Genomic DNA, 14,602 nt, shown 5'->3' on the forward strand with positions numbered 1-14,602 from the left:
GCCCACCACCAAGGAACCCCAGTGAAAAGGCTGACACAGGTCAGCGAATACCCCGCGCCCACAACACAATCAGACGCTCACGCACCGCAAACCCACCCGCCTGAAACCTCATCCACGGATTCAGGCTGAGGTGCGAGGAGCGCAGCGACGCCCCCCTCTGCTCCCTGAGGTGCGAGGAGCGCAAGCGACGAGCCACGAAGGGCCCGGCGAGAATCAGCCTGTGATCAGCCACGCGATCACGACGAGGATCAGCAACGCCAGCAGCGCGAAGGTGACCGGCGAACGCAGTATCTTCTTCACAATCCGGTCCCATCGTCGTCGGCGAAGCGGCGTCGGTCGACCAGCGTGGCAGCGGCGTCGACCAGCAGGCTGAGTACATAGGCGATGAGGATCGCCACCGGGATGACGACGGCGACCGTCACGAGCAACTGGGGCACGAAGGACAGGCCTGTGAGCCACTCCTCCACGCTGTCCCACCAGGCGAAGAACGCCGACACCTCATCACCCCGTCATCCGAGTTCTCGATCGCGAACAGCAATCCGCCTGCCCGCTGCGTTGCGGTTTCGCGGTCCGTGATCACTGCCACCGCCCGGCTGCCGTGAGCCGAGTGGCGTCGGCGATCGCCCGTCGCAATGATAGGACCCATGTCTGTCGCAGATGACTCCACCGTAACGTCCCTGCCGACCGCGTCGCCGCGGGCATCCGGCACTGCGGCCGACGCCCACGTCACGCCGGCGACTCCCCCGACGCCGTCGCACACGAGCGCGTTCCCACCCATCGGCGACTACGCGTTCCTCTCCGACACCGAGACGAACTGTCTCATCGCCCGCAACGGCTCGGTGGAGTGGATGTGCGTTCCCCGCCCCGATTCGCCCAGCGTCTTCGGTGCGATCCTCGACCGCAGCGCAGGTCACTTCCGCCTCGCGCCCTACGGGGTGAACGTCCCGGTGGATCGGCGCTATCTGCCCGGCAGCCTGATGGTCGAGACGACCTGGCAGACCGACACCGGTTGGATCATCATCCGTGACGCGTTGGTCATGGGTCCGTGGCACGACAACGAACGTCGCTCGAAGACGCACCGCCGGACGCCCACCGATTGGGACGCCGAGCACATCCTGTTGCGCACCGTGCGCTGCGTGTCCGGCACCGTCGAACTGCACATGAGTTGCGAACCGGCCTTCGACTACCACCGTGGGACCACGAAGTGGGAGTACTCCGGCCCGGCCTACGGCGAGGCGATCGCGACCGCCAAGGACACCGATGCCGACACGCCCACCCTCAAACTCACCACGGACCTCCGCCTGGGTCTGGAGGGTCGCGAAGCGCGGGCACGCACCCGGCTCGTCGAGGGCGACAACCGCTTCGTCGCGCTCAGCTGGTCCCGGCAGCCGGCGCCGCAGAACTTCGAGGAAGCCGCCCAGAAGATGTGGGCGACAAGCGAGTCGTGGCGCCAATGGATCAACATCGGCAGCTTCCCCGATCACCCGTGGCGCTCCCATCTGCAGCGTTCGGCGCTCACGCTGAAGGGACTCACCTACTCCCCGACCGGCGCGCTGCTGGCCGCCGCGACCACGTCGCTGCCGGAAACGCCTCAGGGCGAACGCAACTGGGACTACCGCTACGCGTGGGTGCGCGACTCCACCTTCGCCTTGTGGGGCTTGTACACGCTCGGCCTCGATCGGGAGGCCGACGACTTCTTCTCGTTCATCGCCGACGTCTCGGGCATCACCAACGGCGAACGCCATCCGCTGCAGGTGATGTACGGCGTCGGCGGCGAGCGCACCCTCGAAGAGGAAGAGCTGACCCATCTCTCCGGATACGACGGCGCCCGGCCGGTCCGCATCGGCAACGGCGCGTACAACCAGGCGCAGCATGACATCTGGGGCACGATGCTCGACTCGGTGTACCTGAACATCAAGTCACACGAGGCGGTGCCGGAGACGCTGTGGCCGGTGTTGAAGGCACAGGTCGAGGAGGCCATCGAGCACTGGAAGGAACCCGACCGCGGAATCTGGGAGGTGCGCGGGGAGCCGCAGCACTTCACTTCGTCGAAGGTGATGTGCTGGGTCGCCCTCGATCGCGGGTCGCGTCTGGCGACCATGCACGGCGAGCAGGCCCACGCGAGTAAGTGGGCGGCAATCGCGGAGGAGATCCGTGCCGACATCCTCGAACACGGCGTCAACGAACGCGGGGTGTTCACCCAGCGCTACGGCGACGACGCGCTCGACGCCTCGTTGCTGCTCGTCCCGCTCCTGCGGTTCCTCCCGCCGGACGACCATCGGGTGCGCGCAACGGTTCTCGCGATCGCCGACGAACTGACCGAGAACGAACTGGTGTTGCGCTACCGGGTCGAGGAGACCGACGACGGTCTCAGCGGCGAGGAGGGCACGTTCACGATCTGTTCGTTTTGGCTGGTCTCGGCGCTCGTCGAGATCGGCGAACTCCCACGGGCGAAGACGCTGTGCGAGCGCCTGCTCTCCTACTCGAGTCCGCTGAAGTTGTACGCCGAGGAGATCGACGCAAAGACGGGACAACACCTGGGCAACTTCCCCCAGGCGTTCACCCACCTCGCACTGATCAATGCGGTGATGCACGTGATCCGCGCCGAGGAGGCGGCCCACCAGGCCACCTTCCAGCCGGCGAATCACTGAACGAGGCCACAGTTCCACCGTCCCTGTCGGCTCGAGCCGGCAGGGACGTCTGCGCTTCGGTTGCCCAAGTCAGACTGTCGTGGCTCCCAATGCGAGCATGTCGGCGACCATGGGCTGATGGGAGAGCAGGCCCGCGTCGACCTTGACCTCCTGGCCGTTGATGCCGGCGGCGTCATCGGAGGCGAGGAACGCGAATACCTTGGCCTGCTGTTCAGGGGTGGGCATCTCGGGGTTCAGGTTCTGACGACGGAAGATGTTCTTGATCTCCTCGGGAAGCTGCTGGGCAGGGGGTGAGGACGTGGTTCCCGGGCTGACTGCGTTGCAGCGCACGCCTTCTCGGCCGTACTGGGTGGCGAGGAACTTGGTGAGCGCGATGACGCCGGCCTTCGAGGCACCATATCCGCTGAGACTGGTGTCGCCTGCAGATCCATGCGTGGATGCCGTGTTGACGATCGCTCCACCGGCTTTGCGCAGGTACGGCAGGGTGTGCTTGCTCAACAGCATCACACTTCGCAGATTCACGGCGAGGACGTCGTCCCAGGCTTCCACCGTCATCGTGGCGACGTCGCCGTCCTCAGCCGGAAAGATGCCCGCGATGTTGATGACGATCGTGGGTTCGCCGAGCTGCTCGACAGTGGCATCCACCAACCGCTTGACCTGTGATTCGTGGCGCACATCGGTTTCGATCGCGATTGCCACCTGCCTCCCGTGGCGTTGATTGAGCTGGTCGGCCAGCGCCTGCGCCCCGGCGATGTTGATGTCGGCCAGCGCGACGAGTGCTCCCCCGGCGGCCAGTTCGGTGGCTGTCGCGCCACCGATGTTGAGGCCGCCGGGCTCGACAGTCGTCGCGCCGGTCACGATGGCCACTTTGTTCTCGAAGTCGGGCATCTCTGTGTCTTCCTTTTTCAGATCATCATCGGGTTGGTCGCAGTGTCGTCTTGTCAACGTGCCGTCGGCTCACGGCGGCCGCGATGTCGAAGGCGCCGCTTCCGCGCGCCGCAGCACGTCGCCGATGAACACCCCGATCTCGGCCACCCCTTCGCGAGCGCGCGGCAGGATGTCGGTGGAGAGCGTCCAGGCGTGGAAGGTCTCGGAGTACACCGAGAGCACGCTGGACCCGTTGCTCGCCTGTACATTTCGATGAAGGCGCACCGCATCGTCGAGCAGGATCTCGGATTCGCTGGCGAGGACGAGGATCGGTGGTAACCCCCGCAAGTCGGCGAATACCGGAGAGGCAAGCGGGTTCTCGGCGTCGGCGTCACGGAGGTACGCGGCCCTCAGGTCGCGCAGCGAACGCTCGGTGATGACCGGGTCGGTGTGTCTGTTGCTCGCGATGCTCTCGCCGGAGGCGGTGAAATCGGCGAGCGGGGACACGACCGCGGCTGCCGCCGGCAGCTCGGCACCGCGATCCCGCGCGTGGATCAGCACCGCCACCGTGAGTCCACCGCCCGCCGAATCGCCACCGATCACCGTCCGCTCGGCGCCGAACTCGGCGATCACCGCATCGACGACCGACGCCGCATCGTCGACCGCGGCGGGAAACGGGTGTTCGGGAGCGAGGCGGTAGTCAGGGACGATGACCGGCGCCCCGGTCGACCTCGACAGCGCCGCGGCGGCGTGCTGATACCCACGCGCACTGCCCATCACGTATCCGCCACCGTGGAACCACACGAGCACACGGTTGTCGGCCACCGCCCCGGCTCGCACCCGCACTGCCGGCACGCCGCCGACGATGACGTCGGTCACCGAGACATCGTCATCCACAACGGCGTCGAGCATCATCGTGTCGAGGTCGCGCCGCAGATCGTCGAGTCGAGCCCGCCGGTTTCCCAGCACCGCGGCCAGGCGATCGCGGGCTCGGAGGAGAAGGTCGTCGTCCCCTGCCCCGGTCATGCGCGCTTGACGCCGTTCGTCGTACCGGCCGGCGGCAAGGCCGCGTGGGTACCGAAACTGCGCGCGTGATAGGTCAGCGGTGCGATCGTCTCGCTGGCCACGTCGACGACCCGGCCGAACACGACGATGTGGTCGGCGACCTCCGCTGTGTGCATGACCTCGGCGGCAAGCCAATGCGGCACGTCGGCGATGCGCGGTACGCCCGCATCGACTCGCCACGACACCCCGTCGAACTTGTCCGCGCCCTTCCGGGCGAACTGTCCGGCGAGCCTCGACTGCGTGCTGCCCAGGACGTTCATCCCGAAGACCCCGGCGTCCAGCACCAGACCGAGCAGTTCAGACCCTCGATCGAGTGAGACCAGAAGCGACGGAGGCGTCATCGACAACGACGCGAAGGCACTCACTGTCGTGCCGTGTGGACGCTGTCCGTCCATGGCCGTCACCACCGCCACCGGCGTACACACCGTGGCCATGGCGTCGCGGAATCTGGCGGTCAGGTCATCGACCTGCTGAGCGATCATCCCTGGGTCCTTTCTCGTCGTGCAGCGGTCACACCGAGAGGTTCTTCCGAAGGAACGCGCCGGCTTCGTCAGCTGCCTGGATTCCTTCGGGCAGAATCGACGAGAAGAGGGGCCACACGTGAACCATGTCGTCGTACAGCGACACCGACGCCGATCCACCGGCTTCGACGATCTTTGCCGCCGCTCGGCGCGAATCATCGCGCAGAACCTCACCTGATCCGACCATGAACAAGGCCGGGGGCAGGTCCTTCAGCTCCGCGAACAGCGGAGATGCCTGCGGGTCGGCGGGATCGTGACCCTGCAGATATGCCTCGCTCACATTGCCGATCGAACCCCGGGACACAGCGATGTCCTTGCCGTCGAATTCGTCGATACTGTCGCCGCTTGCTGTCAGGTCGAGCAGCGGCGAGATGAACACCGCAGCGGCGGGCAGGTTTTCACCCTTGTCACGGAGGGCGACCAGCGCGCCGAGCACCAGCCCACCGCCGGCCGAATCGCCGCCGACCGCGACATTGTGCGCACCATGACGTTCGACGAGCGCGCTGATCACCGCAACCGTGTCGTCCGAGGCTGCCGGGAACGGATGCTCGGGCGCCCGCCGGAAGTCGGCGAGTATCGCCGTCACCCCCGAGGCCCGCGACAGGTTGTGTCCGAGCTCCTGGAAGCCGCGGGCGCTGCCCATGATGTTGCCGCCACCATGGAACCAGACGAGGACCTTGTCCTCCACCGCCCCCTCCGCCGCGACGCGCAGCACGGGAACTCCGCCGACCTCGTCCTCGGACGGTTCGACACCCTCGGGCAGTGCGAATTGCAGGAACAGTCGGTCGTAGGCCTCGCGTAGGTCGTCGACCGTCGCTGTCGCGGGGTCGGGGAAGCCCTCGAGGTACATCTTCTCAACGCGTTCGAGTGCAGGTGTCCTGGCCATGATTCCTCCGAATGAAATTGGTTCCGAATGAGATTGGTTCCGAATGAGATTGGTTGACATCGCGGCGGGGGGTCACAAGGCGTCGACGGAGAGGTCCATCACCGAATCGTCGACGTCGCGGGCGATTGCGGATTCGGCGATCACCACGGGCAACACGTTGCGAGCGAAGAACTCGGCGGCGGCCACCTTGCCCTCGTAGAACGCGCGGTCTCGGCTGCGCCCCGCCTGCGCCGTCGCGAGTGCATCTCGCGCGACGTCGGCGCCGCGGAGAAGCAACCAGGCCACCACGAGGTCACCGAGCATGAACATGAGGGGCGTGGCATTCAATCCGACGCGGTAGACGTTGGTCGCGCGGCCACCTTCGGACCGCGGATCAGAGGCCGTCAGGTCGGCGACCATTCCGGTCACCACGTCGCGGACGGCCTGGGCAGCCTCCGCCAGCAAGGCGCTCTCCCCCGCCGGCCCCTGTTGTCCGTCCCGACCGGCGAAGCTGGTGATCTCGCCGAAAAGATGATCGACGGCGACACACTTGTTCCTCGCGATCTTGCGGAAGAACAGGTCTTGCGCCTGCATCGCCGTCGTGCCCTCGTACAGGGTGTCGATCTTCGCGTCGCGCACGTATTGCTCGATCGGGTGGTCCTGCAGGTAACCCGAACCTCCCAGGGTTTGCAGCGATTCGGTACCGAGGACTGTCCACGACCGTTCGGAGCCATAGCCCTTGACGATCGGGAGAAGGAGATCGTTCACCGCCTCGGCCAGTCGGATGTCGGAGCCGTCGGCGGCACCGATCGCGATCTCGTCCTGCCACGAAGCCGCGTACAGAACCAATGACCTGAGACCCTCGGCATAGGCCTTCTGGGTGAGCAGGGAGCGTCGGATGTCCGGATGGGCGGTGATGGGAACCCGTGGGGCGCCGGGATTCGAACCCTGAGCGAGGTCTGCACCCTGCACCCTGTCCTTGGCGTACTCCAGGGCGTTGAGGTATCCCGTCGAGAGTGTCGCAATCGCTTTGCAGCCCACCATCATCCGTGTGTCCTCGAGTACGTCGAACATCTGGTTGATCCCGTCATGGACCTCACCGAGGAGCCACCCGCGAGCCGGCCCGTCCGCGCCGAGCGTCATCTCGCAGGTCGCCGACACCTTGACCCCCATCTTCTTCTCGATCCTGGTCGCATACACCCCATTGCGCTCACCCGTGAGTTCGCCGGTCGCGACGTCGAAGTGATACTTCGGCACCAGGAACAGGCTGAGGCCCTTGGTTCCGGGTCCACCCGCTCCCTCGACCCCGACCGGACGGGCGAGCACGAGGTGGAGGATGTTGTCGGCCAGATCGTGCTCGCCGGCGGTGATGAACCGCTTCACCCCGACGAGGCTCCACGTACCGTCGTCGTTGCGCGCTGCGGTTGTCCTCCCGACGCCGACGTCCGAACCCGCATCCGGTTCGGTGAGCATCATGGTCACACCCCAGTGTCGCGAGGCGACGATCTCCGCGATCCGCTTGTCGCGCTCCGTTCCGCGTCGCCAGACCACCCGGCTCCCGGTCGGGAAGGCCAGGTAGGTCCAGAGGGTCGGATGAGCCCCGAGGACGAACTCCGCCAGCGCCCAGTTGAGCGAACTCGGTGCGGCGGTGCCGCCGAGCTCGGGAAGCACGCGAAACCGCCACCACTCGGCGTCGAGCCACGTCTTGTAGGTGGACGCGTAGGACGCCGGTACCGCAACTGTTCCCGCGGCGGGATCGAAAGTGGTCTCCGCGCGGTCGGACTCGGCAAAGGAGTCGGCGAGGCGCTCTCGTGCCAGCTGCTCCACTTCCCGCAGAGCCATCCGCGCGGTCTCACCGTCGACTTCCCGGAACGGTCCGACGCCGAAAACCTGGTCGCGACCGAACAACTCGAACAAATTGAACTCGACGTCGCGCAAGTTACTCCGGTAGTGCCCCACTGTCGATCACCTCTCCCTCCACCGACGCGCTCACCGGGATTCCCGTGTCAGCGGCGCCGACGCCCTCTGGTTCTGTCAGTCCTCGGCCCGTGCGTAGATCGGCAGGAGTACCGCCGCAGAGTCGACGAGCATCTTGGGATCGACCAGCAGGTGCTGTGTCGCGACGTGCATGTCCCGCACGTAGCGGCCGAGTGTGCTGGTGGAACCGATGCTCTTGCTCCCACCCCAGCGATGGGCGAACTCCACCGCGTCCAGGGCGACCTCGTGCACCCACGACAGCATCTGGGTGACGCGGGCGACGTGCTCGGGAGTGATAGGCTCACCCGCGGCCACAGTATTCTCTGCCGTCTTCGTGACGTCGTAGACGTAGAGTCGGGCAGCGCGGAGATTGGCTTCCTTCCGGGCGAAGTCGATTCGGAAGAAGTCGGCTTCGCCCACTGGGATCGTGTAGTTGGGACGCATCTTTCCCGTCGTCAGGTCGGCGACCAGTTCCAGTGCACGAGTGGCGATGCCGAGTGCGATCGAGGCGTGCGGCAGGCCACCGGCCAGTTCGTTGGTCAGTTGGTACATGACATCCGGCCGCGTCGGCGTGCCGCCGAAGGTCGGTGTCGTGTACTCGGCCGGTACGAACTGTTTGGTCACCCGGTAGTCATGGCTGCCGGTGCCCGCGAGACCCCAGACGTCCCAGTTCTTCGTGAACTCGACCTGGTCTTTGGGCATCAGAGCGATGCGTGCCTGTGGCTGACCGTTCTCACCCAGAATCGGAGCACCGTTCTCGTCGGCGACGATGAAGCCGGCTCCGATCCAGGTCGCATGGTCCGAACCGCTGGCGAAGGAATAGTCGCCGTCGATGATGTAGCCGCCGTCGACCTGGATGCCCATGTGCCGGGGCAGGAGCTGACCGGCCGCGATGAAGGGACGATCGGCGCTGAACACGGTCGCCGCGACCTCCGGTGCAAGGTAGCCCACGACGCCGGCAGTACCCCACTCGCTGGCCATCCAGGCCCAGCCCACCGAGGCGTCGGCCTTGGTCACCTCCTCGAAGACGCGCATACCCTCGCTGGGCAGCAGACCCCCACCCCCCAGGTCCTCGGGGATCAACATTCCGTGCAAACCCAACTCGACCAATGCATCGGCCACGGGCTTGGTGATGGTGCGCTCCCGTTCGATCGCCTCGGCCTCGTCGCGGATCAGCGACGCGATCGAGCGAGCACGCTCGAGGTAGTCCGCCTCCCTCGAGGACGCTTGGGTGGCTTCGGGGCTCAGAACTTCGGTCATGACGATGCCTTCCGTGCAGAGATGTCCGTCCGCCGTGGCCGCTTCGATCCAGCGGGACACGACCGGCGTCGGGTGAACTCTCGGTGTTCGACGTTCCCCCGCCGAATCACCGGATGTGAGTAAGCTAACATAGTAAGTACTAATGTCAATACCTGATTTTGCAGGTAGTACGGTTGTTGACCATCCGCACCAGGCATAGTAATCATTAACCAACGTTCCCAGCCTCGCGGCGAACCGAGTTTCACGGCCGCACCGAATTCGCGGTCGGGCGAATACATCGAGGAAGCAGGATTCCCGCCATGCGCATCGGCACAGTTCTCGGCCACGGCCGAAATTTCGATCAGATCGCCTCCGAGACAGTGGATTACGAGTCAGTCGGGCTCGATTCGGCAACTCTCGGCGAGGCCTACACCTTCGACGCGGTGTCCCAGCTCGGATTCCTGGCCGCGCGGACCACGTCGATCGAGCTCGCCACGGGGATTCTCGCGCTCGACGCACGAACTCCCGCAACGCTGGCGATGACCGCGGCCGGGCTCGACTACGTGTCGAAGGGGCGGTTCCGGCTCGGGATCGGCGCCTCGGGACCCCAGGTCGTGGAAGGATTCCACGGCGTCGCGTTCGAGCACGCCGTCGGGAAGACCCGCGAGACCATCGAGATCTGCCGCACGGTGTGGCGACGGGAACCGCTGCGCCACCAGGGCCGCCGATTCCAGATCCCCGTTCCGCCCGATCGTGGAACCGGTGTGGGCAAACCCCTCAAACTGATCAATCATCCGGTGCGGCCGGATATCCCCATCTCCGTGGCCGCACTTGGTGAGACCATGGTCGCGCTGACCGCCGAACTGGCACAGGGGTGGGAACCGATCTTTTTCTATCCCGAGAAGATGCAGGATGTCTGGGGCGATGCCCTGCGTCGCGGCAAGGCCAGACGCGATCCGGCCCTGGGAGATCTCGACATCATCGTCCGGTTGCCGTTCGCCATCGTCGACGATGATTCCGCGTGGCTGGATCGTGCCCGCCCCGAACTCGCGCTGTACATCGGAGGGATGGGGTCGCGCGAGAAGAATTTCTACAACTCGTTGGCGCGACGGTACGGCTTCGACGCGGAAGCCGCCGCGATCCAAGACCTGTTCCTGTCGGGCCGTCACGCGGAAGCTGCGGCGGCGGTACCCGATGAACTGGTTCGCGCCACATCGCTGATCGGGTCGGCCTCCTACGTTGCCGAACGTGTAGCCATGCTCGCCGAACTCGGCGTCGGGTTGCTCAACGTCGTTCCGATGGCCGACACCCACACCGAACGCCTTGCCGCCGTCGAGTCGCTTCGAGCACTCGTCGACTGACCACACCCCCGGAAAGCAGGAGTTATGACCCCCACGCCGAAACCCAACCCGCACCTCGACCGCGAGACGGTGCACCGCGCAGTCTCCGCGGGCAACGTCGGCTGCCTGCTGCCGGTTCTCTATCAGCTGACCGGCGAGGAGAAGTGGCTGTCGGCCCCGTACACCCCGAAGTCGCCCAGGGGTTTCGAGGAGCTGAACGACGGCGGTCTGCCGCCGGAGATCCTCGCCGAGATCCACGACGCGGTGACCGACGCGGTCCTGGACTGGTGCCACGGGAAGCCGCCGGCCGGCCCCGCCCCTGCCGGTGCTGAACTCGCCCGGCTGATGAGCGTCTCCATGGGTGAGCCGATCGGGGAGGATCACGCGCCGATGATCGCCGAGCAACTCGGCTTCGCCCCGTACCAGCCACCCGGCATCAGGGGCCGTATCCGGGACTCCCGCACCGACTTCGGTGTCGCGATCGTCGGCGCCGGGATCTCCGGTCTGCTCTGCGCGATCAATCTCGAGAAGGCCGGCATTCCGTACACGGTGTACGAACGCGATGCGGAACTCGGCGGAACCTGGTACGCCAATCAGTACCCGGGCGCGCGTGTCGACATCCCGAGTGACCTCTACTCGTTCTCCTTCCATCCGAAGAACTGGTCGGAGTACTTCGCCCGACGCGACGAGATCTTCGAATACGTGTCGGACGTGGCCCGATCGCATGGGGTCGTCGAGCGAATTCGCATGCGACACACCGTTGATTCAGCGATCTGGAACGATGAGGACCAGCGGTGGATGCTCTCGGTCACCGGCCCCGACGGCCGCCGGCAGGAGGTCGGCGCAACAGCGCTGGTGACCGCCGCGGGTCTCCACAGCACGCCGAACATCCCCGCGTATCCCGGAACCGAACAGTTCACCGGGCAGATCGTCCATTCCGCGGAATGGCCCGCCGATGTGGATCTGACCGGCAAACGGGTCGCCGTGGTCGGCAGTGGAGCGAGTGCGATGCAGCTCGTCGTGGCCATCTCCGAGCAGGTCGAGTCGATGGCGATCGTCCAGCGACAACCGCAGTGGATCACACCGAACGAGCATTACTTCGCACCGTCGGATCCGATCAAGCACTGGTTGTTCGACAACATCCCGTTCTACCGCGGCTGGTACCGATTCCGTCTCTACTGGCTCTACACCGAACGTACCTTCGCCGCGCTGCCCGTCGATCCGGACCGCGCCGCGAAGGGCAAGCTGGTCAGCTCGCTGAACGACGCGTTTCGCGCACACTTCACGGCCTACCTCGAGCGGCAACTCGACGGCGACGCCGACCTGATCCGCCGCACGACACCCGACTACCCACCGTTCGGCAAGCGTTTGCTCATCGACAACGGCTGGTTCGCCACCCTGCGCAAAGACCATGTCGAGCTGCTCACCGACCGCGTCGACCGGCTCACCCCGACCGGGATCGTGACCGCCGACGGCGAGGCACGGGAGATCGACGTGCTGATCCTGTGCACCGGGTTCCAACAACAGCGGTTCCTGTTCCCGATGGAGATTCGTGGCCGTGCGGAAACGTTGTTGCGCGACAGTTGGTCCGACGACGACGGCCGGGCCTACCTGGGTATCACGACGCCGGGCTTCCCGAATCTGTTCTTCCTGTACGGCCCCAACACCAATCCGCCCGGGGGCAGCTACATCACCATTGCCGAGGCCCAGGTCCGTTATGTCGTGGAGTCGATTTCCCGGTTGGTCACCGAAGATCTGGCCTCGATCGAATGCCGTCCGGAACCGTATGAGCGGTACAACCAGGAACTCGATGCGGCCAACGATGCGATGGTCTACGCCATGGACGGGGTCGACAGTTACTATCGCAACACCAGCGGCCGCGTGGTGACCAACTCGCCGTGGCCGGTCCACGAATACTGGACCCGCACAGCATATCCGGACCCGAGCGACTTCGTGACCACCGCGCGCACCTGATCCGGCAGATCGCCTGTCCACGCAATTCGCCACCTCACCCGCAGACGCACCGGCCACTGCGCGCGTCTGCGGGGTGAGGTGGCGGGTTGGTGAAATACGACCGACTCCCCTGCTCGACCGCTCTGCGACGGTCGACGAGGTCAGTCCGGCAAACCGTTTCGCAAGGCGGTCGAGATCTGCTCGCGGACATCGACTTCGGTGAATCGGAGCACGGCGTCGACCGTCTTCGCCGATGCGCCGTCGTTCCGATAGGTCGACGCGAGCGCGGTCGAGATCGCACGACGCCGCTGCCGTAGGCCCTCGACCCCGGCTCCTGACACATCATGACCGAGCTCCAATTGCCGGGCCAGGTCGTCCGTCTCGGCGATGCACCGCGACAGCCGTTCGGTATCCCAATCGATGCGATCGGCCAGGTTGTCGAGGGCCTCGATGACCGCGGCCAGCTCGAGCCGTGCGGTCGTGTCGGTCAGGTGGCCGGCAACGCGGTGTGCCAGAGTGTCCCGGATCGTGGCGAAGAGCTGCCCCGGCTCGGTGGAGTAGACGGTCATGGCTCAGTATCCCCATTCTCTGTCCCGCAGCATCTTCGACAGCCAGCCGATGCTGTAGTAGACGCTGTGCGCCATGTTCGAGTAGCGCAGTTCATCGCGCTCACCGCACGAGTAGATGTCGACCGCCTGCAGGCATCCGACGGCCGTCTTGGTCAGCGACTGCACGGCCCACCAGGTGAGCGCTTCGGGTTGTGGGCGCCAGCCTCCCGCCGTCTCGTACTCGTCGAGGAAGGGCTCGAGATCGATCAGCTTGCACAGCAACGGCGAGCGCCCCCTCGAAGTCCGCTGCGCGAACCAGGCGATGTCGGCGGTCGGATCGGAGAAGTGGGCGGTCTCCCAGTCGAGCACACCGGTGATGGCGCCGTCGGCGATCACCACATTGCCGACACGGAAGTCGTTGTGGACGAGCGAGACCCGTCCCGACACCGCGTCTCGGCGATGATCGAGCCAGGCGAAGGCGAGATCAAGAATCGGAATGGGGATGTCGACGACGTCGCGATAGACCTGCGCCCACTTGTCGTTCTCGTCTTTCCCGGTGTCTTCCGGCGCCGGGACCGGACCGAGCACGGTCAATCCCAGGGTCTGCGGATCGGCGGCATGGAGACGCGCCATCTCGCGGGCGACATCGCGACCGAGTTGTTCCCGCTCCGCCGGGTCCGGGACCATCCGAGAGATCGTGGGTGGCATCGGGATCTGCCCGTGCACCTTCTCCATCGCGAACCATCCGCGCGCCCCGGCGGTGGGGACAACGGAGGCGACCACCTTCGGGACGCGCATACCGATGGCGCCGGCGGCACCGAGCAGCGCGACCTCGCGGGACACGTCGTAGTCACCGGCGATGCCGCTGACGGGTTGCCGCTTCACGGCATAGGTGTCCCCCTCCGGACCTCTCGGACCATCCCATGCGACGGTCACGAGGTAGGTCTCCCACGAGTTGCCCTCCCCACGCTTGTCGACATCGGTGAGGCGCAGGGTCCCGGCCGCGTCGAGCGCGCGATCGAGTTCGGCGGTCAGCTCGCCGAGAAAGCTCTCGGCGGTGGTGGTGGCCATCAGAAGATCGCCGCCTTCGGCCCGCCACCGTCGACCACGAGACGTTGTCCTGTCATGTATTCCGAGTCGGCCGACACCAGGAAGGCCACGGCACCGGCGACGTCCTCCGGCCGACACACCCGCCCGAACGGCGACGAGGCGTCGAGGTCGTCGATGTCGGTGCCGCGGCTGGCCGAACCGGCGTTGCTGACCAGCAGATCGACGGCGCCGAGATCGCTCGCGATGGTGTCCACCATCGACTCGACGGCCCTCACGTCGTCGATCGACACCTGATAGGCCCGAGCTCGTCCGCCGAAGGCGCCGATCTCGTCGACGACCTCGGCGGCGGCTTGGGCCTCACGGCGGTAGGTGATCGCGACGGTTGCGCCGTCCCGGGCAAGTCTCGACGCGACCGATCGGCCGACTCCTCGCGATCCGCCGGTGACGAGAGCGACGCGACCGGTCAACGGCCCCGTCACGTTGTCCCCTTGACACGGCCGGCGGGATCGTTCATCACTTCGTTCGC

Annotated in this window: 13 protein-coding genes; 3 read left to right on the top strand and 10 right to left on the bottom strand. The window is 66.0% G+C overall.

Annotation, left to right across the window (positions count from 1 at the left end; all coding sequences use genetic code 11):
* Nucleotides 1-296: 296 nt before the first annotated feature.
* Nucleotides 297-497, bottom strand: a complete 201-nt coding sequence (locus MHN80_RS14860; protein ID WP_004023035.1) for a hypothetical protein — start codon at nucleotides 495-497, stop codon at nucleotides 297-299.
* Between the two features lie 147 nt (nucleotides 498-644).
* Between MHN80_RS14860 and MHN80_RS14865 the strand changes: the two genes are divergently transcribed.
* Nucleotides 645-2,651: a glycoside hydrolase family 15 protein gene (locus MHN80_RS14865; RefSeq protein WP_239402482.1), complete on the top strand. Its 2,007-nt coding sequence runs from the start codon at nucleotides 645-647 to the stop codon at nucleotides 2,649-2,651.
* 69 nt (nucleotides 2,652-2,720) lie between these two features.
* Here MHN80_RS14865 and MHN80_RS14870 read toward each other — a convergent pair whose 3' ends face one another.
* From MHN80_RS14870 to MHN80_RS14895, 6 genes are all read right to left on the bottom strand, one after another.
* Nucleotides 2,721-3,539 (bottom strand): SDR family NAD(P)-dependent oxidoreductase, encoded by an 819-nt coding sequence (locus MHN80_RS14870; protein ID WP_239402483.1) that lies wholly within the window; start codon nucleotides 3,537-3,539, stop codon nucleotides 2,721-2,723.
* 69 nt (nucleotides 3,540-3,608) lie between these two features.
* Nucleotides 3,609-4,544, bottom strand: coding sequence for an alpha/beta hydrolase (locus MHN80_RS14875; RefSeq protein ID WP_239402484.1), 936 nt, complete (start codon nucleotides 4,542-4,544; stop codon nucleotides 3,609-3,611).
* On the bottom strand, nucleotides 4,541-5,065 hold the full coding sequence (locus MHN80_RS14880) for a flavin reductase family protein (protein WP_004023040.1): 525 nt from the start codon (nucleotides 5,063-5,065) through the stop codon (nucleotides 4,541-4,543). The genes MHN80_RS14875 and MHN80_RS14880 overlap by 4 nt, the downstream gene beginning before the upstream one ends.
* A gap of 28 nt (nucleotides 5,066-5,093) precedes the next feature.
* Complete coding sequence (locus tag MHN80_RS14885; RefSeq protein WP_239402485.1) at nucleotides 5,094-5,990, bottom strand: alpha/beta hydrolase; 897 nt, start codon at nucleotides 5,988-5,990, stop codon at nucleotides 5,094-5,096.
* A 72-nt stretch (nucleotides 5,991-6,062) separates the two neighbouring features.
* Complete coding sequence (locus MHN80_RS14890; protein WP_239402486.1) at nucleotides 6,063-7,928, bottom strand: acyl-CoA dehydrogenase; 1,866 nt, start codon at nucleotides 7,926-7,928, stop codon at nucleotides 6,063-6,065.
* A 75-nt stretch (nucleotides 7,929-8,003) separates the two neighbouring features.
* Nucleotides 8,004-9,206 (bottom strand): acyl-CoA dehydrogenase family protein, encoded by a 1,203-nt coding sequence (locus tag MHN80_RS14895; RefSeq protein ID WP_239402487.1) that lies wholly within the window; start codon nucleotides 9,204-9,206, stop codon nucleotides 8,004-8,006.
* A gap of 299 nt (nucleotides 9,207-9,505) precedes the next feature.
* Here MHN80_RS14895 and MHN80_RS14900 point away from each other — a divergent pair, with 299 nt between their 5' ends.
* The gene (locus MHN80_RS14900) at nucleotides 9,506-10,546 is read left to right on the top strand and encodes an LLM class F420-dependent oxidoreductase (RefSeq protein WP_239402488.1); all 1,041 of its coding nucleotides are present in this window, start codon (nucleotides 9,506-9,508) and stop codon (nucleotides 10,544-10,546) included.
* A gap of 24 nt (nucleotides 10,547-10,570) precedes the next feature.
* A complete protein-coding gene (locus tag MHN80_RS14905; protein ID WP_239402489.1) occupies nucleotides 10,571-12,499 on the top strand; it encodes an NAD(P)/FAD-dependent oxidoreductase in 1,929 nt (642 codons plus the stop codon).
* A gap of 140 nt (nucleotides 12,500-12,639) precedes the next feature.
* Here the strand turns inward: MHN80_RS14905 and MHN80_RS14910 are convergent, their stop codons facing one another.
* Genes MHN80_RS14910 through MHN80_RS14920 form a run of 3 tightly spaced genes read right to left on the bottom strand, consistent with a single transcriptional unit; the run spans nucleotide 12,640 to nucleotide 14,555 of the window.
* Entirely contained in the window at nucleotides 12,640-13,047 is a 408-nt protein-coding gene (locus MHN80_RS14910) for a hypothetical protein (protein ID WP_239402490.1), read from the bottom strand.
* Nucleotides 13,048-13,050: 3 nt separating this feature from the next.
* Nucleotides 13,051-14,097, bottom strand: coding sequence for a phosphotransferase family protein (locus MHN80_RS14915; protein ID WP_004023048.1), 1,047 nt, complete (start codon nucleotides 14,095-14,097; stop codon nucleotides 13,051-13,053).
* The gene (locus MHN80_RS14920; protein WP_239402491.1) at nucleotides 14,097-14,555 is read right to left on the bottom strand and encodes an SDR family NAD(P)-dependent oxidoreductase; all 459 of its coding nucleotides are present in this window, start codon (nucleotides 14,553-14,555) and stop codon (nucleotides 14,097-14,099) included. Before MHN80_RS14920 ends, MHN80_RS14915 begins: the two co-directional genes overlap by 1 nt.
* Nucleotides 14,556-14,602: the final 47 nt, after the last annotated feature.

Origin of the sequence: Gordonia sp. McavH-238-E (assembly GCF_022348225.1) — a bacterium.
Lineage (GTDB): Bacteria > Actinomycetota > Actinomycetes > Mycobacteriales > Mycobacteriaceae > Gordonia > Gordonia terrae.

Excerpts from the sequence above, each read along its gene's own strand:
- MHN80_RS14865 (WP_239402482.1), top strand. The coding sequence starts at position 645 with ATGTCTGTCGCAGATGACTCCACCGTAACGTCCCTGCCGACCGCGTCG.
- MHN80_RS14870 (WP_239402483.1), bottom strand. The coding sequence starts at position 3,539 with ATGCCCGACTTCGAGAACAAAGTGGCCATCGTGACCGGCGCGACGACT.
- MHN80_RS14875 (WP_239402484.1), bottom strand. The coding sequence starts at position 4,544 with ATGACCGGGGCAGGGGACGACGACCTTCTCCTCCGAGCCCGCGATCGC.
- MHN80_RS14880 (WP_004023040.1), bottom strand. The coding sequence starts at position 5,065 with ATGATCGCTCAGCAGGTCGATGACCTGACCGCCAGATTCCGCGACGCC.
- MHN80_RS14885 (WP_239402485.1), bottom strand. The coding sequence starts at position 5,990 with ATGGCCAGGACACCTGCACTCGAACGCGTTGAGAAGATGTACCTCGAG.
- MHN80_RS14895 (WP_239402487.1), bottom strand. The coding sequence starts at position 9,206 with ATGACCGAAGTTCTGAGCCCCGAAGCCACCCAAGCGTCCTCGAGGGAG.
- MHN80_RS14900 (WP_239402488.1), top strand. The coding sequence starts at position 9,506 with ATGCGCATCGGCACAGTTCTCGGCCACGGCCGAAATTTCGATCAGATC.
- MHN80_RS14905 (WP_239402489.1), top strand. The coding sequence starts at position 10,571 with ATGACCCCCACGCCGAAACCCAACCCGCACCTCGACCGCGAGACGGTG.
- MHN80_RS14910 (WP_239402490.1), bottom strand. The coding sequence starts at position 13,047 with ATGACCGTCTACTCCACCGAGCCGGGGCAGCTCTTCGCCACGATCCGG.
- MHN80_RS14915 (WP_004023048.1), bottom strand. The coding sequence starts at position 14,097 with ATGGCCACCACCACCGCCGAGAGCTTTCTCGGCGAGCTGACCGCCGAA.